This is a genomic window from Bradyrhizobium nitroreducens, assembly GCF_002776695.1.
Taxonomy (GTDB): Bacteria; Pseudomonadota; Alphaproteobacteria; order Rhizobiales; family Xanthobacteraceae; genus Bradyrhizobium; species Bradyrhizobium nitroreducens.
Genome location: NZ_LFJC01000003.1, coordinates 5653394 through 5677363, shown reverse-complemented (window position 1 = coordinate 5677363; position 23970 = coordinate 5653394). Strand labels below are relative to the sequence as shown.

The 23970-nt window shown below is 60.1% G+C and carries 20 protein-coding genes and 1 pseudogene; 13 read left to right on the top strand and 8 right to left on the bottom strand.

Annotated features, from left to right (window positions below; translation table 11 throughout):
* The 5 genes from TSA1_RS27220 to TSA1_RS27200 form a co-directional block, all read right to left on the bottom strand.
* Complete coding sequence (locus TSA1_RS27220) at positions 1-534, bottom strand: hypothetical protein (protein ID WP_100179029.1); 534 nt, start codon at positions 532-534, stop codon at positions 1-3.
* Between the two features lie 102 nt (positions 535-636).
* Positions 637-2184, bottom strand: a complete 1548-nt coding sequence (locus TSA1_RS27215; RefSeq protein ID WP_100179028.1) for an E2 ligase fold family C protein — start codon at positions 2182-2184, stop codon at positions 637-639.
* A 1-nt stretch (position 2185) separates the two neighbouring features.
* Positions 2186-2674 carry a Mov34/MPN/PAD-1 family protein gene (locus tag TSA1_RS27210; RefSeq protein ID WP_245448423.1) on the bottom strand — a complete coding sequence of 163 codons (489 nt, stop codon included), beginning with the start codon at positions 2672-2674 and terminating at the stop codon, positions 2186-2188.
* On the bottom strand, positions 2671-3264 hold the full coding sequence (locus TSA1_RS27205) for a putative metal-binding protein (protein ID WP_245448422.1): 594 nt from the start codon (positions 3262-3264) through the stop codon (positions 2671-2673). The genes TSA1_RS27210 and TSA1_RS27205 overlap by 4 nt, the downstream gene beginning before the upstream one ends.
* Positions 3265-3281: 17 nt before the next feature.
* On the bottom strand, positions 3282-3722 hold the full coding sequence (locus TSA1_RS27200) for a DUF2604 domain-containing protein (RefSeq protein ID WP_100179026.1): 441 nt from the start codon (positions 3720-3722) through the stop codon (positions 3282-3284).
* Positions 3723-3886: 164 nt separating this feature from the next.
* On the opposite strand from TSA1_RS27200, the gene TSA1_RS27195 reads away from it, so the two are divergent.
* The 12 genes and pseudogenes from TSA1_RS27195 to TSA1_RS27135 all read left to right on the top strand — a co-directional run bounded on the left by TSA1_RS27195 (position 3887) and on the right by TSA1_RS27135 (position 22025).
* Positions 3887-4492, top strand: a complete 606-nt coding sequence (locus TSA1_RS27195; protein ID WP_100179025.1) for a hypothetical protein — start codon at positions 3887-3889, stop codon at positions 4490-4492.
* Positions 4493-4502: 10 nt separating this feature from the next.
* Positions 4503-4895 (top strand): hypothetical protein, encoded by a 393-nt coding sequence (locus TSA1_RS27190; protein ID WP_100179024.1) that lies wholly within the window; start codon positions 4503-4505, stop codon positions 4893-4895.
* Positions 4892-5665, top strand: coding sequence for an ImmA/IrrE family metallo-endopeptidase (locus TSA1_RS27185; RefSeq protein ID WP_210421904.1), 774 nt, complete (start codon positions 4892-4894; stop codon positions 5663-5665). The genes TSA1_RS27190 and TSA1_RS27185 overlap by 4 nt, the downstream gene beginning before the upstream one ends.
* A 631-nt stretch (positions 5666-6296) precedes the next feature.
* On the top strand, positions 6297-7403 hold the full coding sequence (locus tag TSA1_RS27180) for a hypothetical protein (RefSeq protein WP_145984370.1): 1107 nt from the start codon (positions 6297-6299) through the stop codon (positions 7401-7403).
* 130 nt (positions 7404-7533) lie between these two features.
* Positions 7534-10101 (top strand): PD-(D/E)XK nuclease family protein, encoded by a 2568-nt coding sequence (locus TSA1_RS27175; protein WP_245448421.1) that lies wholly within the window; start codon positions 7534-7536, stop codon positions 10099-10101.
* Positions 10098-13379, top strand: a complete 3282-nt coding sequence (locus TSA1_RS27170) for a UvrD-helicase domain-containing protein (protein ID WP_245448420.1) — start codon at positions 10098-10100, stop codon at positions 13377-13379. Before TSA1_RS27175 ends, TSA1_RS27170 begins: the two co-directional genes overlap by 4 nt.
* A 256-nt stretch (positions 13380-13635) precedes the next feature.
* Positions 13636-15191 (top strand): annotated as a pseudogene (locus TSA1_RS40085) (ISL3 family transposase).
* Between the two features lie 264 nt (positions 15192-15455).
* Positions 15456-17429: an ATP-dependent nuclease gene (locus tag TSA1_RS27155; RefSeq protein ID WP_100179019.1), complete on the top strand. Its 1974-nt coding sequence runs from the start codon at positions 15456-15458 to the stop codon at positions 17427-17429.
* 2 nt (positions 17430-17431) lie between these two features.
* A complete protein-coding gene (locus tag TSA1_RS27150; protein ID WP_100179018.1) occupies positions 17432-19336 on the top strand; it encodes a UvrD-helicase domain-containing protein in 1905 nt (634 codons plus the stop codon).
* Positions 19337-19357: 21 nt separating this feature from the next.
* Positions 19358-20008 (top strand): hypothetical protein, encoded by a 651-nt coding sequence (locus TSA1_RS27145; protein ID WP_100179017.1) that lies wholly within the window; start codon positions 19358-19360, stop codon positions 20006-20008.
* Entirely contained in the window at positions 20008-20556 is a 549-nt protein-coding gene (locus TSA1_RS27140) for a hypothetical protein (RefSeq protein WP_100179016.1), read from the top strand. Before TSA1_RS27145 ends, TSA1_RS27140 begins: the two co-directional genes overlap by 1 nt.
* 188 nt (positions 20557-20744) lie before the next feature.
* Complete coding sequence (locus TSA1_RS27135) at positions 20745-22025, top strand: hypothetical protein (protein WP_100179015.1); 1281 nt, start codon at positions 20745-20747, stop codon at positions 22023-22025.
* A gap of 26 nt (positions 22026-22051) precedes the next feature.
* Here TSA1_RS27135 and TSA1_RS27130 read toward each other — a convergent pair whose 3' ends face one another.
* The 3 genes from TSA1_RS27130 to TSA1_RS27120 are packed head-to-tail and all read right to left on the bottom strand — an operon-like array spanning position 22052 to position 23666.
* On the bottom strand, positions 22052-22771 hold the full coding sequence (locus TSA1_RS27130) for an SOS response-associated peptidase (protein WP_100179014.1): 720 nt from the start codon (positions 22769-22771) through the stop codon (positions 22052-22054).
* A 3-nt stretch (positions 22772-22774) separates the two neighbouring features.
* A complete protein-coding gene (locus TSA1_RS27125) occupies positions 22775-23224 on the bottom strand; it encodes a hypothetical protein (protein ID WP_100179013.1) in 450 nt (149 codons plus the stop codon).
* Between the two features lie 46 nt (positions 23225-23270).
* Positions 23271-23666: a hypothetical protein gene (locus TSA1_RS27120; RefSeq protein ID WP_174719098.1), complete on the bottom strand. Its 396-nt coding sequence runs from the start codon at positions 23664-23666 to the stop codon at positions 23271-23273.
* A gap of 145 nt (positions 23667-23811) precedes the next feature.
* Between TSA1_RS27120 and TSA1_RS27115 the strand changes: the two genes are divergently transcribed.
* On the top strand, positions 23812-23970 hold a 159-nt coding region (locus tag TSA1_RS27115; RefSeq protein ID WP_347338567.1), incomplete at its 3' end, for a Ku protein.

Genomic DNA, 23970 nt, shown 5'->3' with positions numbered 1-23970 from the left:
CTAATCCTTCCGGTCCAGCGTCTGATTGCGGTACCAGTACGCGTTGCCGGGCTCGTCGCGAAGCCTCTCGACCGCGGTCCGATAAAACGATTTCCAGCTTGCGGCTTCCCGCACGATCTCAATGACGGTTGCCTTGCGGACCAGATGCTCCGAATATCTGGAAGGGCTGCATCCGGCCCAATACTTCTCGACGTTGACGGACGGTTTATTCCCCGCTGCGATGTCCTTCGCAACGCGATCGAATGTATCCAAGTCCCCGGTGTGGAGCAGGTCGTCGTCCTCGAAAGACACCTTGTAGAGGGTGCGCACGCCTTTGCCGCGGTGCCGCCAGTCCTGTTCGGCCATTTGCGGATCCGAGTAGAGATAGAGCGCGTTGGCGCGGATATCGCTATGCTCGGGGCTGTTCCGCAACGCCATCTCGGCTTTGCGCGAGATGTCCGGAAAATCGGCGACGTCGAGATGGTCACCGCCCGTTTCCATGACGTCCGCGCTCTTGAACGGTTTCCGATGGTCGGAACGATATGCGATCTTCATCGCTGATTCCTGTCGAACGATTCGGCGCCGTGCGCATCATAGAGCGTGAGATCGGCAAGCGGCTATCGGCGTGAAACTGCTCTCGGCCCGAAAGGGTCGAGCTTATCTCTTCCGCCGCGTTGTACCGCCCGGCGGATACTTTCTTCGATAGGCGTCCAGGAAATCCTGGTCGCGGCAGATGCACCTGCCTGACGTGTCTTGAGCGTGCGGGTCGGCAAGAACGGCGGCGAACGGCCGCATGAGATTGATCCGTGTGCTGGTCGCCGATGGGACCGGCAGACCTGCGGCATGCTTGACGAGGTCCGCGGCCAGACCCAATCCCGCAAGCGCGGATTGAAACGCCATCGGAACGATGGCCGTGCCGGCATTGCCGATGCCGGTCAGCCCGATCATGAACCCGCCGCAAATCGCCTTCTGGTAAAAGGTGCGCAGCGGCTGACCGACGAACGACGATAGATCGGCATAGGGGACGTTGAAGGCGGTCGCGACCCTCTGGACAAAATTGTCGGAGACGCCGGCGCTGTTCTGCAGGAGCGCGCGTACCTCCATCTTCGCTTCGGGAAGTCTCAGTTCTTCGGCGACCTTTTCGTCTTCGCTCTTGATCGTCCCCGTCGGCATGTAGAGGCAGGCGAGGCACGCCTTGCCGTCGTCGAAGCCGTGTCTTGAGATCCCGAGGTCGAGCTGCTGGGTCCAGGCGTTCACGATCCAGCGGGGCAACGAAGCCTGTACGCCGATGCGGTCCGGCCCGTTGTCGAGCGCGACCGCGACGCGTTCGAAGTGCCGCTTCTGACGGCTGCCGACGTAGTCGCTCCATGTCATGGGCTGCCCGGCGACGCTGAGGCCTTTTCTCTTGAGGATTCGTTGCGCCAGGCGGGATTTAGGCTGACCGACGTCCTTCTGAACGGCCATGACGTATCGCTGCAGGTTCGATAGATCGATCGTGTCATGGTCGACCGCATGGAGAGCTCCCGTGAGACCAGGAACGCGGCTTAGCGCCCACATCGCACCGTGTCCGATCGCACCGAGTCCGACGAGATACGCGTCGCCGAGGTCGATCTCGGCGGGGAGGGGCGGATTTTGCGCGCCGGCTTGGCCGTAGTCGAACAGAGAGACGTCGATCCACTGGTCCAGCTCCCCGCGTGTAAGCTGTCCGGCAAAGACGAACCGAAAGACGTTCGCGGTCGCGAAGCAGGCAGCAGCGCCGGCGCCAAACGGGTTCGTGGTCGCGCCGGAGCCGAGCGGGCCGTCTGCGGAGATCAAAGCGCGCCAGCCGTCCGATCCGGCGAATATCTTGGTCATGGCGCCGGCGGTATCGGTCGAGCCGACGACGATCGCGATGCTCGAGCGCGTGATGTCGCGCTCGACATCGATACGGTCGTTGATCTTGCGAGCCAGTCCCTCCAATTCTTTCCGGTATTTCTCCGCCTCGCCGCCGGCACATGCAATGGAGATCGTCGGGTAGAGCCGCGCGAGTATCCTGACGCAGAGGTCCAATGTCGCGCGTCCTTCCGGCGACGCGGCTGCCGCCTCGTCGAAGGCCAGGCCGATCACGTGTCCGGACAGCGTCGCCTTGTACGCTTCCAGATTGAAGTTCAGGAGGACCTGGGACGCGGCCGTAGCGGTCCGGTCGAAGAAATTCGCGAAGGCCATTCTAGTCCTCGATCACGATCGTTTGGGCGGCGCGCGACGGCGCGATTTCCCGCCAATGGCCCGAGCCGTCCAGCCGATAGGACGCAAGCCGGCCGATATCGAACACGCCGGAAGCGAAGTCCGGCACCACGAGCGAGAAGCACCCGACCGTGGTCGCGACCGCGAATTCGTCGTCGGTGCTCGAGTGGTAGGCGCGGCCGGGGTGGCTGTGGATTTGCGCGATCAGCGACAGGCCGTTGCGGTATAGCCAGACGTTGATGCGATGGAGCTCCTCGGCGCCGGTGATGACGCATACACCGTCGGCGGTGCGGATGTGGCGCTGCGCGGGAATAACGGCCTGATCGACCTGAAATACCGCGCCGTTCTGTCTTCCGACCCAAAGCCCGAGGCCTTCGTAGCCTTGCCGACCGACGTCGCGCAGGTGCTTGTGGACGATTTGGGCGTCGCGCCGCTTGACGACGACCTTCTCGACGTCGACCAGACGCATCATTCCGGGATTCCCATCGGGTTCGGGGCGAGGCCCTGTATCTGAATCTGGATGTTGTACGCAGCGAGAGGATCTGCCCCGTAGATCCAGATCTTTTCCAGAATGAAGACCAAGGAGCCTTCGCCAGAACCCCGATGCAGTAGCCATGAATCCCCCGTGTGGGCTGGATTGTCGTGATATTCGCGGACCCCGGGCAGGCACAGGAAGGGAAAATCGTCCGGCTTGTTCGCCTGTAGCATCGCGGACAGCTGGATCGCGCCTTGCTGAATCATCGCCGCGATCATCTCGGGCGGAGCACCGGGCATGGCAGGACGCCTGAGCATCTGGAAGCCGACGTTCGACGCCGTCAGCCGCTCGCGTGTGAAGGGGTCGACAAAGCGGACCGATGGGGGTTGCAGATCGTAATCGGTAAAGTCGACGATCACGGCGGCGACGATCGGCGCCGGCTTGATCTTGGTCGCGGCGAACGCGACGAAGACCTCCGGAAACGTGGCGCCGAGCAGAAGCCAACCGCGCTTTCGGTAGGTCGCCTCCAGCATGCGGTAGGCGGCGACCTCGCGATCGAATTTGGCTCGCGAGACCTCGGGATCCACGACCTGTGGCGCTGCGGTCAACCGGCCACCCCCGCTTTCAGGCTCAGGAACAGGGTCGTTTCCTTGCCGAAATGATATTCGCCCACACGCTTTTCGGGATCGAGCAGGGTGCCGGCCTCGTTCTTGATCTCCCAGTTTTCCGGCGGCTGGGCCACGTTCTGGGTATCGTGCAACGCCTTCTTGCGGACCTCGGCCAGCGTTTCGTCTTCCTTGGCCTCGACGACGGTCGGCTGACCGTTCACCACCACGGTGATCCGGACGCGGTGGTCGTGACCGTGATCGTGGTCCTTCTCGCGCTCGCGACGAGCCTCTTCTTCAAGCTCGTGCTCGCGCTCTTCGAGATCGTGCTTGATCTTCTCCTCTGAACGGATGACCTCGTCGACGCCTTCGATTTCCTTCTTCAGGAATTTCGCCTCGCGTTCGAGCTCATCGGCGGTCTTGTTTCCGTGTTCGGACATGGGTAGCTATCCTCTCTGGCCTAAGCCCAAGGTTGCGTGGACAGCGGATTGGCTGCCATCTACAAAGATCTGCGCTCGCCGAGCCGGACTCGGACACGAAATTTTTCGTCCGAATTCGGCGCCGGTCGCGCATTCGAAGATAGGGTTGCCCAGCTGGGGGCCTCATGAGGTCCGACGATATCGATGGAGAGGGCCCGGGCGGTGCCCGCCACACGGCGGAGCAGATCCGGGCGATGCTCGAAGGCCTGACCGACGACGACCATCGTCGGTTGACGGCCATCGTGCGCTATTTCGCGCCTCGCACCGATATGACCGAAGACGACCTGCGGCAGGAGGCCTTTCTCAGGGTCCTGTCGAGCCGGACCTGCAGCGTCGACGTCGGGATCGTCGAATTTCTGGCCGGCACCGTCAAGAGTATCGCTTCCGAGATGCCCCGCGCCCGCAAGAGGGCGAGGGATGGGGCCGGGCTCGAACTGGTCTACGTGCCTGAGTATGGCAGCGGCGACTCTTCGGAACCGGTGGACCGTGCTACGCCTTCTCCCGAGGACCAAGCTCTGGCACGGACCGTGTATGCGAAGGAAATCGAGCGGGCGGGCAAGCTCGTCGCCGGAGACTACGAGCTCGAACTGCTGGTCGAGGCGTTGGCCGACGGATACCGCGGAAAGGATCTGGAGAGTGTGCTTGGGACCGACACCAAGGGATTGGCTGCAGTGCGGAAACGATGGATTCGTAAATTGCAGGTAGGCTTTCCAAGCGGCGTGCCACTTTGAGGATGCGACGATGAGCGACAAAGAGCGTGTCGACCGGCTCGACGATGCGATAATCGAAGAGATCTTGGGAATGAGCGGAGCGGAAGCCGCCGCGCTCGTTGGAGCCGCCGACGTTGCTGCATCGCGAAAAAGCCTGGCTCAAGCGAAAGGGATGGTCGGGAAGCTGCGGCTGGCGCGGGCGAAAGCCGACGTCGCGCTGGACGCGGCAGGCGCCGCGGCGATCCGCCCGAGGACGGACGGACACAGGGTGAATACATTGCGGAAGTCGGACCCGGCTCTGGACAAGAAGATGACGCTCGCCGCAAGAAGCGGGACGGCGAACGCGGAGGCGGATGCGGCCAGTTTGGACGAAGACCTGGCGGAGCTCGACGCATGGGAAGCGCAGGATCGAGACCGGTCGTGAGCCGACGCCTGACTCTTCCCGAGCAATTATTGCAGGACTTCGGGATAGAGCGTCCGGAAGAGATCGATCTGCACGCCATCGCTTGGGAGCTTGGTGCGCGCATAAAGTACCGCGAATTGCATTCGTGCGAAGCGAGGATCGTGGGTCAGGGCGGCCGTGCCATCATTACGGTGGATTCCAAGGCAACACCTCGTCGGAAGCGGTTTTCGATAGCTCATGAACTCGGGCATTGGCATCATCACCGCGGACGCTGCCTGATCTGCCGGACGGATGAGATCGGCAATCGACGGCGCTCCGTAACGGATCCCGAACGCGTAGCCGATGACTACGCGTCGGACCTGCTGCTGCCGCGTTATCTGCTCGAGCCGATGCTCAAGGCCTGTCCTCGCCCGACGCTGAAGTTCGTGCGGGAGACGGCCGAGGCCTTCGATGCGAGTGCTACTGCAACGGCCTTGAAGATCGTCGAGACCGATCGATTTCCCATCATGCTGGTTTCCCATTCCCAGCACGGGCGGGCCTGGTTCAGGAGAGCCCCGAGCGTGCCGGAACACTGGTTTCCTAAGCAGGAATTGGATCATGAGAGTTTTGCTTTCGCCGCCCTGTTCGGCAAGAACGAGGACAAAGGTGGCCCGAGGCGCATCGGTGCCGATGCGTGGTTCGACCGCAGAGGCGCCGACGATTTCGAGATTTATGAGGAAACCTTCCGCGTGGCCGCCGATCAGATATGCACGATTCTGTTCTTCAACGACTCCAAGATGCTGCGCGAGTAACCGGTCGGAACGGGGCTTGAGGTCGAAGCGATGGGCGGATTCAAAATGCATTGCGGGCCTTGTGAGGAAGACCATCGAGACAATCCCACTGGCAGCTCAGCCTTCTTTGGCCCATCGCTCATTGCCGCAGTTGCTCAAATGGGAGCATCGGAGTGAAGCGGACATTGCCCGCAATTCACGGGTGTCTGTGCTCACGTAGGGCCGATCGCGTCACGAAAGTGTATGCGACAAACCGCTACCGGTGCTGACCGCTGATTAGATGCTGGCATCGCTGGCGATTACAATGAAGCCGGCGTCGCGGAGCTCCTGCTACGTTAGTTCCATGCTTCGTGCCGTGCTTTCGCGGACAGTTCGGAGTGACGTCTACAATGCGCCAAGGTCGCAGACCGAAGTCCTCGGAAGGGAATCTCGGACGAGCAAAGATCACGGGACAATTCACACTAATTGTTGAAAAGTTCGGCGAACGGCAATAGATTCGCCTCACGCCGCCTTCGTCGGCTAGGCCGCTGCCTCGGCAAAGGACTTTTGGTCCAACGACTACTTCATCATCCAGTTCTCGCGACCGATTCCCCTCATTCGGCCGATGAGACGAGCAGCGCGTCTTGACCCGGCCGAGATGAAGGACGCTCGCATGTTCTCGACCCTCGAAGGCGCGAAGAAATTCGCTAAGAACCTCAAATCTTTATTCGACGACAGCGGGATCATTTTTCCGCTAAATCGTTGCCAGCAAGCCGCCGCGATCGCGGGCGGCTTTCGAGATTGGCACGACCTCAGCAGATCGTTGGCAGGGGCGGAACGGCCCGTCGATCCTGGCGCATTTCGCCGGAGGCTGATCGCGTTTCTGCCCCAGCCATGTTGGATCCCAGCATTGTTTTGGTTGGACGAGGGGAAACTGGAGATATCGGACGGCGACGGACTCTCGCACAACTACTACCGCGCCGTCGTGCCCTACGTTTTTTCATCGTCCGTCATTCACCGAAGCAAGTCCGCTCTGCTTCGGCCTGGCTCCGGTGCAGGACAGCGGTTGCGGGAATCGATGGTCGTCTCTCTCTTGCTCGGAGGAAAAGGCAGCAAGAGATTGATCCCGCAGCTCGAGCCGGACACCTTAGCGCTCGTCGTTTCCGGCGACACCGCAAGTCTTTTCGGCGTCGATGCGGAGCATCCTCGGTTCGAGAAGGATTTCGCCTCCCTCGTGGCGGCCGGCATATTCGAATACGAAGATGGCATCCTGCGGGTCCTGCCGGCGGACAAGGACGAGGTCGCTGCGCACGCGGCCAGAGGGTTCACCGACCGCGCACAGTATTTCGCTGGCGTCGGAGGCGACGAGGCAGTGGAAGCGCTCGCCGTGGCGCTCTCCGCAACCGGAATTGAGCAGCCTACGCGTGTAGCGGAAGCCGTCGCCGACAAAGGTTCGGAGACACAAATCACACCGCCTGGGCCAATCCTCGAACTGTTGTCCAAACTTGCAGAGAATGGAGAACTGGTTGCCGTTTCCCGGGCTTGGCGCGTGTTTAAAATGATCCATCCAGAGAGCGCCGACTTACTGCGCGAATCGGTGCCGGCTAAGATCTTGTCACCCTATCTCGCCCGAAACCGCGGGATCGATGCGGGGAGGATGGTCGGGTGGATGTCGACAAGATCGGAATGGGCAGAAGCGGCGAAGGCCGCCCTGAACGATCCGGCGCACTTCAAGAAGACCGTCGACGAGATGGCTGACGCGATAGCGGCGACACGTTAGACGGCGGGAATTGCGTCGCCCTTAGGATTCGCGATTTCGGCAGCGATCGGGTATCGCTGCCTTCAGTCCGGCGATAGGGCGCGAAATGCTAATCCATACTGTAGTCGTCGATGGGCCTTTAGCGCTGCGAATGCGGCGCCTTGATGCGGCTCGCGAAGGGGCCACGGGTCGGCAGGTCCTGACGCTGCCGCTTCTCGCCGCACGCCTTGCCGGCGGCTTCGTGTCGGCAGCCTCGCACGAGGTCCTGAATCTGGCTATCAGGCAGGCGCTCGAGGCGGGCGGATACGAGGACATTGGCAAGGTTTCCGAACTGCCCGGGTTGCCCGCCGCTGCGCTATCGGCGCTCCGGGACTGGTGGGACATGGAGGCCCCGGCTTCTTTGCCCGACAATGCCCGCCTTAGGGACTTTGTGTTGCTCGAACGCCGCGTCCGAGACGAACTGCCGTCTGGAATGCTGACGCCTCCCGATTTGGTCAAAGCTGCCCTGGCGCGACTTCGTTTCGCTCCAAAAGTACTCGGCGCCGTCACTATTCAAGACGTCGCCAATATCCAAGCCGTTTGGTATCCGCTCATTCAGGCGCTCTGCGATGTCGTGCCGGTGCGATGGATTGCATCGCAGCATAGTCGGCGCGACTGGTTCTCTGGGGAGACCCAAACGCGCCCATCTGGCACAGCATTGCTTGGCTCCGCAGATCTCTGTGCCGATCCACGAAACGAAGTGCGGGAATCATTGCGTTGGGCGCGCGCGCTTGTGGCGGACGGAAAAGCCGCTCCCCACGAGGTCGCCATTTCGGCTGCCTCGCCGTCGGCTTGGGACGATGCGTTTCTGGTTCTCTCGCGCGAGGCAGGTATGCCCGTGCATTTCACGCACGGCATTCCGGCGCTAGCGACCCGTGAAGGGCAGGCCTGCGCTGCACTCGCGGACATCCTGCTACGTGGGCTGTCTCAGGAACGCGTGAGGCTCCTGTTTGCCCGGCTGCCGCGCAGCCCAGCCAAGGAAAACGTGCCCAGCGACTGGGCTAAAGGCTTGCGGCGAAGCGCGGCGCTGACCAGTCCGACCCTTTGGCGGCATGTTCTGGAGCAAACTCGAGACGAAAGGGCAAACGGTGACCTTGCGGAACGGACATTGTTGCCGATTCTTGAAGACTTGGCCGGCGGGATTGCGTCGGCAGAGGGAGTAGGGCGCAGTCTTTTGAATGGGCCGGCGCTGAGCCTGTGGCGGGATGCTTTGCGCATGGCGCCCCCACAGGCAATCGAGCTCTCCTTGCAGGCTCTTCGCGTTGCCGACGGACGCGAGCCGGGAAATTCTATCGCCTGGGGACCCGCCCGTCACGTGGCGGCGGCCCCGCGCGCATATGTTCGCCTCGTCGGGCTGGATGCGAACGCGTGGCCCAGGCGGTCGAACGAAAACGCGTTGCTACCGCAACATCTGCTTGGGCAATTACGACTTCCGTCCGCTGAAGCAGCCGAAATTGACCGGATGACGCATGACATCATTGTCGGCCAATCGACCAACTACTCGCTGTCACGCGCCCATCGGAGTGCGACTGGATCTCTACAAGCAGCCAGCACATTGTGGCCGAGAAAAGCAGAACGTGTCGTCGGGCGGAGCGCGATACCCCCGCATGCTTTCAGCGAAAGCGATCGTCTGTACGCCAGACCTGGCGACGCCGGCAAAGATCCCCAAGTGCGTGCGAGTCGTGCGTGTTGGCGCGCATGGTGGGATGGTGAGCAACACACGGCTCATGATGGGAAGGTTCGTGCCAACCACCCGCTCGTTGTCGATGCCCTTTCCGAAGTCCAATCCACGACCTCTCTCCATCGCCTTCTATGCGATCCGTTGGGGTTCGTCTGGGAGTACGCCCTTCACTGGCGCGAGCCAAATCTAGACCCTCAGCCCCTCGCTCTAAACCATCGCGCCTTCGGCGAGCTCGTTCACGCTCTTATCGCGGGCGTGTTGCGGAATGGCGCGCCAAAAAACATCGATGAGATTGAGATTGCCCTAGATCGAGAGGCCGCCCTTCTTACCGAAAGCTGGCTAATCACCAGAGCCGTTCCACCAGGGCTTCTCTGGCGTCATACAGTGGAGATGGCACGCGAGCGAGCGCTGCAAGGACTCAAAGATGCAATCGATGAACCGCGCGGCAGGAGCTGGACCGAGCTTTCTTTTGGCGAGCCCAATGACGGACCTCATCCGTGGACCACACTCTCACCGGTCCAGATCGGAAAGACCGGAATTGTCTTCCGTGGACGAATTGATCGCCTTGACGAAGACGCGGCACGCGGCGCGGCAGTCGTCACGGACTATAAAGTTGGGACGGCGCCCGAGCGGAAGAAGCCAGTCGTGTTCGATCGTGGCGCAGAACTCCAGCGTGTCTTCTACGGCCTCGCCGTGCGGTCTCTCCTTGCTGATGTTCGGAGCGTGAGCTCGCAATTGACTTACCTAAAGCACGACCCGGCGCGGACTTTAAGCCTTACGAACGAGGAACTTGAGAAGGCGATTGACCAGGCGGTCGCATTCACGGCGGCCGGCGTTCAGCTGCAACGCAATGGCCAGATTGCGCCAGGGCCTGCGCCTGTATTCTTTGATCCGCTTGCTATCGCCCTGCCAGCCGAGCTCGATTCTTACCGTCGCGTAAAGCGACGTCTATTTGCTGGAGCGAACAGCGCGCTAGACAAACTTTGGAGTAGCCCGTGAGCGTGCCTGACCTCGATGCCCGCAGACGCGCGCTCACTGATTTTGAGACCAACATGCTGGTCGAGGCTGCGGCTGGCACTGGCAAGACGTCATTGATGGCCGCGCGCGTCGCGATGATGATCGCAAGCGGGATTGATCCTTCAAAGATTGCAGCGATCACCTTCACCGAACCGGCGGCGAGCGAGCTGGAGGCGCGGATACGCTGGACGGTCGAGGAGCTTCGCCACGGAAGGACTCCGCCCGCACTTGCCGGAATTCTCTCACTGCCGTTAGACCCAGCAGAGCGGGCGCATCTTGATGAGGCAGCACCACGCATCGGAGAAATCACCGCCACGACCATCCACGGGTTTTGCCAAGGAATTCTTCGTTCGCACGGGATAGACGTGGGCCTCGATCCCGGTTCGCGTGTTGTGGACGCGATCATTGCCAATGCACTCTTTGACGAAGTGCTCGCGAATTGGCTGAAGGAGATGCTGGTCTCTGACGAAATAGACGGCGGTCCCATCGGTGTCCTTGCCAAGGATGACCCGTTGGGGGTGGTTGAGCGGGTCCGCGAACTTGCCATCCTCCGGCGAGAGCATCGCAGCGCGACCGTGCCGGCGCCGGATTTCTCAACTCGCCCGGACAACACTTTCGCAGAAGCCGTCTCTGCATTTGCCCGCTGGCATGTCGCGGGACCAGGAGAGCAGTGGACGGCAGATCTCATCGCGGATCTTGAACGCCTTGCTTCGTTCTTCGCTGGCGATCACGACGCCGCGGGTTTTTCCGCGTTGTGGCGCCTGACCCAGCCGCCCCGTGTCAGCATGATGCGGCAAAGAAGCATCGACTTGCTGCCTTATGACAGGATGCGCGCTTGGAAGCAAAGTCTTGGCGAGACGGATGGACGGCGTCGCGCAAATGAAGCGGTCGCACACTACGAGACGGTTCGCGCCGCGTATCGAACGTTGATTGGCTGCATTGCGCAAGGTCTGGCACATGAATTGGCTGCGCATCTGACCGGGGTGATCGAGGCCTACGACCGGCGCAAGCGAGAGGCGGCCGTTCTCGATTTCGACGACTTGCTACGTCAGGCGCGGGCGCTTGTTTGCGAGAACCCCGATATTCGCGCTTGGCTCGCCGGCCGGTATGCCTACCTGCTGGTCGATGAATTCCAGGATACTGATCCCGTGCAGGCGGAAATCGTCTTCTGCCTTGCTGCGCGTTCGCAGCCTGCGACTTGGAGCAGCGCAGGCTTGCGCCCTGGAGCGCTCTTTTTGGTAGGAGACCCCAAACAGGCGATCTATCGATTTCGCGGTGCTGACATTGAGTCTTACGCCCTCGCGAAGTCCGTACTTGGAAAGGCCGGCAATGGCTGCGTACTTTCTATCACTGCGAATTTCAGATCCCGGCCGGACGTCATCACGCACGTCAACCACGTGTTCAGCGACGTTCTTGGAAAGGCGGGACAGCCGGGTTTCGTCCCGCTCACACCGACTCTTACGCTGCCGCCACTGCCGGTCAGTGCGGCGGCGAAGCTGACGATCCATGTTCCACGTGATGCCAACGCGGAGGAACAGCGCGAAGCGGAGGCGGAAGCTGTTGCCAAGCTGTGCGCGCGCCTGATCGGCGCCCTGAAAATCCAGCATCCGGATGGAACTGAGCGATACTTGCGCGCAGGCGACATAGCGCTACTTGCTCCTACGCACACCGATCTCTGGCGTTACGAACGCGCCCTCGAAGCGCAACGCATCGCGGTCGCCTCCCAGGCAGGTCACGCGCTCTTCCGGCGCCAGGAGCTTCAGGACATGCTCGTCTTGGTTCGTGCGCTGGCCGACCCGCTCGACACTCTGGCTTTCGGCGCGCTCATGCGAGGTCCTGTTGTCGGACTCACCGATGAAGACCTTCTTGATATTACGGCGGCTCTCTCGCCTGACCAAGACGGGCGCCGGCGCTTCCAGTTGCGGACCTCAGCGGACGAGGTAGTCAACCCTCTCGCAAAGGATGTTCTGTTGAAACTCCAGGCGCTGCATCGCCTTGCCGCCGAACTCACGCCGATGCAGCTCGTCGCTTTCGCAATCGAGCGCCTGAACCTGAGAGTGATCATGGCGGCTCGGCATGGCCAGCGCAACGCGCGCGCGCTCGCAAACCTTGATGCCATCGTCGAACTCGCCAGACCCTACAATGTTGCCGGGCTGCGCGCGTTCGCGCTCGATCTCCAGCGCGGATGGCAGAGCAAGCGCCGGCATCCGGAAGGGAGAGTCGACGCGTCCGAGGACTCGGTGGAGATCGTCACCATGCACAGCGCCAAGGGGCTGGAATGGCCCGTGGTCATCACCGTGAACTCGTCGACGCAGTTCAAGCCCCAGGATCAGTTCGTCTATAGGCAGTCAGACGATACAATTCACTGGATCGTCGGAGGGATCGAGCCGCCCGAACTGGCTACCGCCCGTGAAGAGGAGGAATTTCGCGAGGCGCGGCAGCGCGAGCGGCTCTGGTATGTCGCAACGACGCGTGCCCGAGATCTCTTGGTAATCCCTGATCTGCCTGGCGCTCCCTCGCGATCGTGGTCGCGGGTGATGGATCTCGGGCAAAAGCGACTTTCCGAGATCCGAGCTGACGCGTTGCCCGAGCCTGTTATGAGCGCTTCGCAACCCATCGCCAACGATCAGACGGTGGCGGTATTTGCTGCAGAAAGCCAGCGACTGGCCGCCGCTTCACCGCAAATCGTATGGGACCGTCCGAGCGACCGCGATGCTGATCGCAGCGCCGACCTTGTTGATGCATTCGTAGTCGATGCGGCGACCGACGTGACGGCGCGGATTGTAGGAGCGGGCGCCCTCCGAGGTACGATCCTGCACAAGCTTATGGAAGAGCTGCTCACGGGGGAACTTGAGCAATTTCGTGAAGAGGCGACCCTTCGCGCGACCGAGCTGCTTGCTCAACTGCAATCCGATGATCCGACGGATGCCGCAAGGCCCGACGCGATCGAGATGGCCGAGACGGCGCTGAGCACATTGGTCCTGCCGGAGCTCGCGCCCTTCCTCGCGAAACTGGTGCCCGAAGTCCCGCTCTGGACGGCAAATCCGCCCCGGTTTCTTGCGGGTCGTGCGGACGCAGCCGCAATCGAGGGAGAGCGCATCACACTCGTCGTCGACTGGAAGTCAGACGTGAATCCCGCGGCGACGACACACGGCGCGCATGTGGCGCAACTGCGCGACTATCTGCGTGTCACGGGTGCCGAGAGGGGCGCGATCGTCTACATGTCGGCGGCGCAAGTGTCTTGGGTCGAACCGCCGTAGCCCCGATTTACCAGGGCGGGTTGAGGATTGGCGACGGCGAGCACACCAAGACCCGGCGCGATCCGCGGGTCATCGCGACGTAGAGATTGCGTGCGTTGAGAGCGCCGGCATTGAGGACGACCGAGATGTCGGCTTCGAGCCCTTTCAGGAGTAAGGTGCTTCCGACCGTGTCAATCGGCGTTCGACTGGGGCTCTGACTCACTTTTGATGCAGTTCGAGGGATGTCTGGCGTTTTGATTGGAGGAAAATCAGCGCCATGCAGCAAGCACTCCACCGCTCCAGTCTGGTGCCGCGTGGGTTTGTTGTAGAGAGTGCGTGCTACGAGGGTGATAAAGCCGTCATCACGGTCCGGGCGTCCGGAAGCGTTGGCATGTGTCCATCGTGCGGAGCGGCTTCCCGACGTGTCCACAGCCGCTATCGGCGCCGTGTGACCGATCTGCCGCTTTCGGGGCGGGTCGTGAAGCTCCTGGTGATCGCACGCCGCTTCCGTAGCGACGCCGTCCTGTGCGGACGCCAGATCTTCACTGAGCGTTTCGCCGACGGGATATTGGCTCCATCAGCGCGGAGCACGGCGAGGCTGGACTCTATCGTCCATCACCTTGGTCTGGCGCTTGGCGGTCGACCGGCGGCAGGCTTCGCAAAACGGCTGATGTTGCCGGTGAGCAAGGACACGCTTCTGCGCGTGGTCCGACGCCGTCACCGTCTGCCGGCTGACCCGCTCAAGGTTATCGGCATCGATGATTGGGCCTGGCGTCGTAAGCACCGATACGCCAGCATCATCTGCAACCTGGAAAGGCGCCGGGTAGTCACCCTGCTGCCGGATCGTGAGCCCGCGACCGCCAGAGCATGGCTCGCTGCGCATCCCACGATCGCAATCGTCGCCCGCGATCGTGGCGGCGGATATGGTGAAGCGGCAGCCAAAGCCTTGCCGCACGCGGTGCAGGTTGCCGACCGCTGGCATCTGATGGAGAACGCCAGTCGAGCCTTCCTTGACGCGGTCCGCAAATCGATGCGCCAGATTCGCACCGTCATCGGAGCGACCACGATTGATCCCCAGCTGCTGACAGCAGCCGAGCGCCTCCAGTATGAGGGCTACTTGTGACGCGAAGAGACCAATGCGGCCATCCTGACACTGTCCAAGAACGGCATACCCATCAAGCAGATCGCGCGTCAGACTGGCCATAGCAGGAAGCTGGTACGGCAGCTGATCCGCGGCGAACGCACCGATGTCTTTCGGACCCGGCAAAGCTCGTTGGATCTGCATTTGCCATGGCTCGATGATCAGTGGGCGTCGACTACCGAAACGGGGCTGAACTCTGGCGCCGCCTAGCAGCGCGTGGCTTCCGCGGCTCGCTCCGCGTCATCAGCGAGTGGGCGACCCGCAGACGACGAGCCGAAAAGGCTGATGCACAGAACCTCCAGCGCATTCCGTCGGCCAGAGCAATCGCTCGCCTCATGACCATCGGGCGGGACCTCCTCACGAAAGCGGAGACCGTCACGGTCGCGGCGATCGAAGCTGGCGTGCCAGCCCTGATCGAGGCACGCGAGATCATCGCCGAATTCCATCTGATGACCCGGCGCAAGACCGAGGCGGGCTTCATCCCATGGATCGAGCGCGCTCGCGCCAGCCTCGTCTCCTCGTTCGCCAGCGGCGTCGCGAAGGATGAGACTGCAGTACGGGCGGCAATCACTTCACCATGGTCGAACGGACAGACCGAAGGTCAGATTACGCGCCTCAAGCTCGTTCGACGTCAAATGTACGGTCGCGGTAAAATCGATCTGCTTCAAGCCAGGTTGATCGGCGCAGAATAGTCGGCGCTGCACCAAACTTGCGTCAGAGCCCAGTCGAACGCCGATTGACAGGCAATAGTTGCTTGCGGGCTGGCCAGGGCCATCCACGGGGCCTCCTCAACGGGTTTAACTCGAATGCTCTACATTTGTTCTCGCAGCTGTAAGAGTCAACAAGATTCCGAAAGTGCTTGGAAATCGCTGCCTTACAGGGCGCGGTGATTGACGTGGGAACCTTTTCGATCGAAAAAAGCGCAACGTTTAAAAGATTCAACGTGTGGAGGAATCGTGCGGATTCAGTCAATTACCGTCTCCGGCTTTCGGTCTTTCGGACCAAAGCCCCAGCAGATCACGCTGGCTGACGATTTGACGACCGTCGTGGGACCGAACGCTTCGGGCAAAACGGCACTGCTTCAAACGTTGGCCAAAATGTTTGGCGTCTCCCGTTCGCAACGTATGCTTCATCGGTCGGATTTTCACTTGCCTAAGGACGTGGCGCCCGACGACCGCACAACACGCGACCTTTTCATCGACGTCGTAATATCGCTTCCCGAGCTGAAAGATGGCTCTGCTACGGCGGAGACCGTTGCACCGACATTTCGGCACCAACAACTTGAGGGGCCAAAGACAATGCCTTTATGCCGCTTGCGGCTGGAGGGGCGCTGGCAAGACGATAGTACAGCCGAGGGCGAGGTTACGCAGGAGCTATTCTGGGTCGACCATCTCAAGGAGAAGGTCGAGGCAGACGACAAGCATGCCGTCTCTCCAGCCGATCGAGGTCTTATCCAATTCTATTACACTCCAGCGTCCCGAGATGCAGCGACACAAATTCGCGCTACGACAGGAGCGCTAGCTGCACGTTTAATCAAGGCAATCGAATGGTCGAAGGGTACGCGCAAGGCGGTCGATGATGCGACCAAGAAGCTCTCGGATGCTTTTGGTGGAGAAGCCGCCATAGACGCCATTAGTAAAGCACTTAGTGCCCGCTGGAAGGAACTGCACGACGAAGAAACGGACACCGATCCAAGTCTCGCGCTGGTCAGCAAACGCTTTGAAGAAGTTGTTGCTCATATTCAGGTTATGTTTCAGCACGGGCCTGCGAAAATCGAGCGCGGCCTCGACGTACTGAGTGATGGGCAGCAATCGCTCTTCTACTTCGCGCTCGCAGCAGCGGTCTTCGATCTGGAACGCGACGCAGTAGCCGCCGAGGTTAAAGGATTCCGAGCGGATGAGCTGCGCATCCCCGCGCTCAGCATCTTCGGCATTGAGGAGCCGGAAAATCACCTGTCGCCCTATTACTTGTCCCGCATCGTGGCGCAGGTCCGTTCCATCGTTGGTGGCAACGCCGCGCAAGCTCTCATTACAAGCCATTCACCATCCGTGCTCAGTCGCATCGAGCCTAAAGAGGTCCGCTACTGCCGTTGTGACGCGGATACTCGAGCGTCTACGTTGCGCGGGATCGATTTGCCATCTGACGCGACAGAGGCCGCAAAGTTCATTAGGGGTGCTCTGCTCGCATTCCCGGAACTTTACTTCGCGCGCTTTGCGGTCTTAGTCGAAGGTGACTCTGAGCGCATCGTTATTCCTCGCCTTGCACAGGCTGCAGGACTCATGCTCGACCCGTCCTTCGTTGCCATCGTGCCAATCGGCGGACGACACGTTCAACATTTCTGGAAACTTCTCGAAAGCTTGTCGATACCGTACGCGACGCTGGTTGATCTCGACCTAGGCAGAAAGGGCGGCGGCTTCGACCGCGTGAGGACCGCAATTGCCGAGCTAATCGCGGTCGGCACCGACGAAAAGGAACTGCTAAAGACCAGCAAAGGATCAACCGATCTAGAGAAGATGAAGACGTGGGACTCCGCGAATTGGGATAGTCTCAAGACGTGGGTCAGCTTCCTGGAAGGATACGACGTTTTTTATTCAGCACCTCTCGATCTCGATATGGAGATGCTCTCCGCGTTTCCGGCCGCTTACGAGGAAATTATTCCCAAGGGCGGAGGTCCGTCCCTTACGCCGGATGAGGCGGTCGATGTTGTGCTCGGTAAGAGTGGCAAAGGCATCGCCGATTATACGGCCGCCGAATTTGCCGGTTACAAAGACCGGATGCCGGCTTATCGCTATCATTTCCTGACGCGCAGCAAGCCCGCAACACACCTACAAGCACTTGCGCAGCTCGACGACGCAGAACTCAAAAAGAGTATGCCTGACGTTTATCGGCGGCTATTAGCGCACATCGACAAAAATCTGAGCCGGGATTGACCATGACGCTCGTCAGCCGTCGAGTGCGCCCCGAGCAATGGAAACCGATTGACGTCGATGCGCTTGAGGCGAATGCGCTCGATGTCGTTCGTTCCACTGATAATCGCTCGGTCATCGCGGGACCTGGTGCGGGCAAGACTGAGCTTTTGGCTCAGCGCGCGTCGTACCTACTTCAATGCGGTATCTCACAGTCTCCGCGGCGCATTCTCGCGATCAGCTTTAAACGTGACGCTGCCACCAATCTCGCGGCGCGCGTTAAAAAGCGCTGTCACCCTGATCTCGCATATCGCTTTGACTCGCTGACTTTCGACGCGTTTGCCAAAAGCCTCGTCGACCGTTTCGGCCAGGCGCTGCCGCAACGCTGGCGACCTCGGCCCGATTATAAAGTTGTCCTAGACGCGTACGACCGCACCTTCGAAGAGTTTTTGCGCTTTTTGGGACCGCCACCGACCCAGATCGGAAAGAAGGCGGATATCATGGCGATCGGCTCGAAGGAGTTCCAGCGCCGCTGGCTGTTCGGGGCGCAACTTCCCGAAGGCGTGCCTGCCATTACTACGCCGGCCGAGTGGGCTGCGGACCAGTTTTGGCAATCATGGATACATGGGCCCGGAGGGTCTTCTCTCACATTTCCGATGATAAGCCGACTCGCGGGCCTTCTTGTCACCAGCAATCCGATGGTTGCCCAAGCGTTACGGCTGACTTACTCGCATCTATTCATGGATGAGTTTCAGGATACTACGCAGGCGCAATACGACTTGGCTAGAGCAATATTTCTCGGGTCAGACACCGTCGTAACGGCAGTCGGCGATAACAAACAGCAAATCATGCGATTTGCCTTGGCGATGGACGATCCATTCAAGCTATTTGAAACCGAATTCAAGGCAAAGCGGACGCCCTTGCTCAACAACTATCGATCGTCTCCCGATCTTGTGCGTATACAAGACGTGCTGGCGAAAGCCCTCGATGCTAAGGCGTCAACGCCCGTTTCGAAGACTAAGGGCACCGTGGCTGGCGATAGTTGCGCTGTGTGGGACTTTTCTACGCCAGCCATCGAGGCTGATAAGCTCGCAGAGTTTGTGGCGAAACAGATGGTGGAACACAAACTCTTGCCGCGCGACTTCTGCATCCTCGTTCGGCAGAAGGCCGCCGATTACTATAAAAAGCTTGAACCAGCGTTCGCCAAGCAGAAGCTACAGCTTCGCAACGAAGTCGAGCAGGTCGGCGAAGTTACCATGCAAGAGTTGCTCGTGGAGGAGGTCTCGGAGCTTGTTATCGTGCTGCTGCGCCTGTTCACGAGCGTACGGGCCGGGCGGCACTGGACGGCTTGCTTGGACCGCATGTGTCAACTCAATGGTCTCGCGTTCGACGATGATTCCGGCCGAGCGAAAGTGGTTAAGAGCCTTAATGCGTTCGAGGTGCAGTTCCGCAAAACGTATCCGACGCCGGTCACAAGCCGCGCAGATGCAATCAAGGTCGTGCAATCCCTTGTCGACTTCGTCGGCAAGCCAAACATCCTTGCCGCATCTCCAGCGTATCGCCAAGGCGACTGGTTCGACAAAGTTTGCGAAGCTGCCGCATTGCACCTGGAAGCAAGCTCGAAGTCGGCGTCAGGCTGGAGTGACGTCCTCGATGAATACGAAGGTGTGCACGCTGTGCCGTTGATGACGGTACATAAGAGCAAGGGTTTGGAATACCATACCGTCATCTTCGTCGGGCTGGACGATCAGGCTTGGTGGAGCTTTGCGAACGATAAGATCGAAGCAACGGCCGGATTCTTTGTCGCGTTTACGCGGGCAAAGCAACGGGTGCTGTTTTCTTACTGTGCGCAACGCGGCGATCGTACCAAAATTGCGGCCCTGTACCAGCTGCTGACCAAGGCTGGGGTCAAGACGGTAGCCGTAGCTTAGCCTAGCCTTGAGGAGTGAAGAGTGGCAGCGGACGAGGAGAACCGAGAACGGCGGGAACGAGCTTATCGCCTCGTGGGCCAAATCATCGATGGGATCGTCTCTCAAGCCTGCGCTCGGCACTATTTTGCGCCGACGCAGGAACATCAGTTCACGAGCAAGATCGCTGACCGCATTGAAAGCGAACTCGACAATTTAACCGTATCGGGCATGCGGGTGTCAGTTCACGCCCAGGACTTTCCGGACAAAGGGCGCGGGAGCTGGGAGAAAGAGTCCGGCGCTGACGTTTACATCTCCGTCGTGATGAACGCTCCCGATCATACCGTCAATAAGGGTATGACGATCCAATCAAAATGGGATGACTCGACCGACCGTGCAGGCCTCGCCGAACAGGTCGGGAAGATGAGGAAGCGCACCAAGTCTTCCTACGTCTGGGTTTACGGACCATCCAGCATCATGGTCGTGCCATCGAGCGACGTCCACGGAGGAAAACTTGATTTCTCGCATGCGATGACAGTCGGCAAACTTATTGCCGACGCGCTACGCTGTCGTGAAGCCGATCCGCGCCTCGGTCGCAATCTCAGTATGCCGATCCCGCAAGGGCTCACGGCTATGATGGAGCAGCTTACGGTACCCAATGGGCTCAGTCTCACCCTCACGGACGGTGTCGCATAATGCTGTCGGAGGCGCAGATCCTTGGAATGAATTCCGAGCAGCGTGCCGAGGCTGCAAAAATTGCGGTGACGCGTGGATGCGAGACGCTTTTGAGGCGTGACCTCATGCTTCTTGCCATCGGCGCACATGAACAGGCGATCTGCCATCGTCTTGCGGTCTATCTTGAGCCGTTTGCCGCATTAAATGTCGATTGCGAGTACAACCGCCAACGGGTCCACCCCAAGTCCATACGCGATGGACGGATAAAGCCGGACATCCTCATTCACAAGCGAATGGACAATCGGTTTAACATTATGGTCCTGGAAGCCAAGGCCAGAGCTGCAACGTCGGTGCGGGATAAACAGAAGCTCGAAGCGATGTTAGCAATACGCGGCATGTATCGATACGCACTGGGGGTCTATCTCCATGTTGAGAACAAACGCAATCGAATCCTGAAAACCGGCCAAGTGAGGCTAAGTCTGCGCTGGCACGGGAGCGACGAGGTCTGCGAAATGGCGCGTGATATACCTGAACCCATTTTGCGCGAACTTGCGGGGCAGCCCGACTAATCGTCTGCGCCATCGTCCTTCTCACTGCGCGCCAACATTGCTAAAATACCGTTTGGTAAGGGCTGCGGCATTTTGAATACGCCCTCGGCTGGAGCCGTCAGCCTCATCTCGATCGCGCCGGGCTTGGCGTACGAGGCGCGGTCCTTGGCTTCATCGGGCTTTTCATTTCGCTTAGATGAGGTGGATTAATGAACATATTTTGGGCATGGCAGTTTGATCTGCCCGGAAAAATTTCTCGGCATTTCATCCGCGGCGCTTTGGAGGAAGCCATTGGACAAGTCAACGCTACAAACGGCATCGACGAGCCGGACGAAGAATTCCAAGCGGGATTACAACTCGACTACGGGCGAAAGGGATTAAAAGGAAGTCCTGACCTCGCTATAGAAATACTTAAGAAGATCGATGCGGCCGCAATATTTGTAGGAGACGTCACGCCGGTTGGGCGGGGTGCACCGCATGTGACGGACGAAAACGTGTCCTCCGAAGGCAAGGCATTGATGAACCCGAATGTCGCGATCGAGCTAGGATACGCGTTAAAGTCAAAAACAACCGAAAACGTGCTGATGATAATGAACGGCCACTATGGCAAGCGTGCCGACATGCCGTTTGATCTCGGCCATAAAGGTGGTCCGATCCTATACACGCTCGCTCCGGATGCGACGAAGGAGCAAATTGCGTCTGAGCGCAAAAAGCTGGTCGCACAGCTTGCCGAGGCTCTCCACGCCTATTCCCCGAGCCCCACCGCCACGCCATTCGTGGAACTGCCGCCGAAGATCGGCAAGGGCATCTTCTTTTCAAGCGGCGAGGTGCTCGGCGCGAACAAGAATGACCGGGATCACGCTACCTATACGATGCCCTTTAGAAGCGTGATGTGGCTTCGAGTCATCCCAACCAAGCCGCTTCCGATGCCCCTTGCACTTCAAACGCTCCTTACCAACGTCGGTCGGTTTGGGCCATTTGGAATGCCCGCAGGCCTCGAACCCATCAGGCAGAATGCCTACGGGGTCGCTTTTTTTACCCCAGCCGGATCGACGGATCGTATCGACAATCTCTCTCAATACACCCGCGATGGCGAAATTTGGGGCGTGAACGCGGACATTTTAAGACAAGGGGAACGAGGTGAGAGAAAGGTCATTTTGTCGCTCCCTATGGAAAATCTGTTCATCACCCAGCTGCACCTTTACCTCCAATTTATGAACCAGGTTTCGAACGTGGCGCCGCCGGTCGAGGTTGAGGCGGGAATTGAGGGTGTCGCAGGTCGGCGGATCATCCACAACGGACAAGCTTTCGTTATGGGAAGTGGGTTTGCTGGTGCGGGTGATCCGATGCACCATGACTGCGTGGTGCATCGCGGGCGACTCCGCACCTTTGATAAAGACGAGCAACAGAAATTTTTGATCGACTTCTTTCGCAAAGTGAATGCGAACACGGGCGTTGAGAGGCCAGCCGGTCTTTATGGGCGCGGCTGACGGTATCGGCCCGTTATCCTCAGCATTTATTCGTCGCCGTCTTCCTTCTTTCCACGGGCAACAATCGTCAGTATCCCATCTGAAAGAGGACGCTGCAATTTCAGCGCTTCCTCTGCCGGTGCTGTAAGCCACGTTTCGATTTCCTCGGGTTCAGTCAGGATCACCGGCATCGCCTTGGGGTGGATAGGGCCGACAACGTCGTTTGGATCGGTGGTGAGAAACGCGAAGAGATCGTTCGTCGTCTCGCCTTCCTTGACCTTCCGGACCGAAGTCCAATTCGTCCAGAGGCCAGCGAATACGGCGAGGGGGCGGCTCTCATCGAGCGCGAACCAGATGTCGCCGCCTTCGGCTTTGTTGAATTCGCTGAAGGATGTGAAGGGGACGACACAGCGGTTTTCGATCCCGAGCCAGCGTTTCCAATGCTTGCTGCTGGTGTTGCGGATGTTTGTCGTCCCGCTGTCCGGCTCCATCCGGAGCAGCTCCTTGAAATCGACTTGCTTGCCCTTGGCTTCAAGTTTCGCTGCGCGCGTTTTGGTCGCTGCGAACAGGGCTGCGTGGGAAGAGGGCATGCCCCAGCGTGCAAGGGATAGCTCGCGGGCACCGTCCGGCGCGTTACGGACGATGGGGGCGCGGTAATCGGGGAAGATGCCCGGCATAACCGGGAGGTTGCCGGTCGTGTCGCGGGTGGCTCGGGCAAACGCGATGATGGCGGCCTGGCCTTTGGTGAGGCTGTAAAGATTGCACATCGGTCAGGATTCGGTTCGAGGGTAGCGCGGCTGCCACGTCAACTGTAGCAGAGTCGCGGATGGACGCCGGCCAGCTTTGGCGCATTTGCGGCAGCGCAGCCGGCTGGCGAGATCGTGCACGAAGGTGGTCGGCGGGTGCTTCATCGCCGCGAGATCCACGTCGCTCGGAGTATTGCAGCGCGCGCATCTGATCTCCAGCCAGGGGAAGCCTCCGTTTACGGCCTGGTCGATGGTCGGCGACGGGTCGATCGGTTCGCCGTCACTCCACATCCGCTCGTTCCAGCTTTCGCAAAGCAGCCTATCGGCTTGCTGAATCATCGCCTCGCCTTTGGCCCGCATCTCCGCCGACTGGGTAGCCAGGATGTTAGCCATTGCGCGTGCCTTGCCGAGCTCTTTTGCCAGAGCCTTGCGATCGCCGCCCGACAGGGGCGTAGGGTGATACTTCGGGGCCATCCGGACATCCAGGCGCAAAGAGATCAGATCGGCAAATCCAGAGCGACTACGGCGTCTCGAACGCTGGCCAGCACCCGTCTTCTTCATGCCTGCCGGTGCGTTGCTGGCAGGTGTTGTCGAGCAGCCGCTGCGCCACGTCCTTCCAGACCGCGTTGGCGCCATACAGGCGAACGGCATCGGCGGTCTGGATTTCCACGGTCCGCTCGCAGCGGCGGCAGGAGACGCGGAGCACCTGCCGCTGAATTTCGGAGAGACGCCGCTGCCGCATTTGGGCCCCGGTCGTCCCGACGCGAGGATCTTTGAGGACGGATTCCCAATATTCGGCCGGGAGCGGCGCATCTGGAGCCGCGACGGGGGGAACAGGCCTGCGCGCCGCGTCAGCTGCCAGTTTTTCCCTCTGCTTTGGGGGCGGCATGCGCCAGCTCGCGGGTCGGTCGGTCATTCCTCGATTAGAACATAAAGTGAACAAAAGTCGAGTCGGTCCAGGGGCCTAGGTGAGAAAAATCGGCGTGTCGGACCGGTCGCGGTGTCGGAACCAAGGCGAGCCGTTCGTCTTGAATCCGGCATCAGTATCGGAGTTCCCCGCCATGGCCCCCCGCGCTAACTGGAAAGGCTTCCTGCGTCTTTCCCTCGTCACCTGTCCGGTCGCGCTCTATCCGGCCACGTCGGAATCCGAAAAAGTCTCTTTCAACCAGCTCAACCGGAAGACCGGCAACCGCATCAAATACGCCAAGGTCGATGCCGAT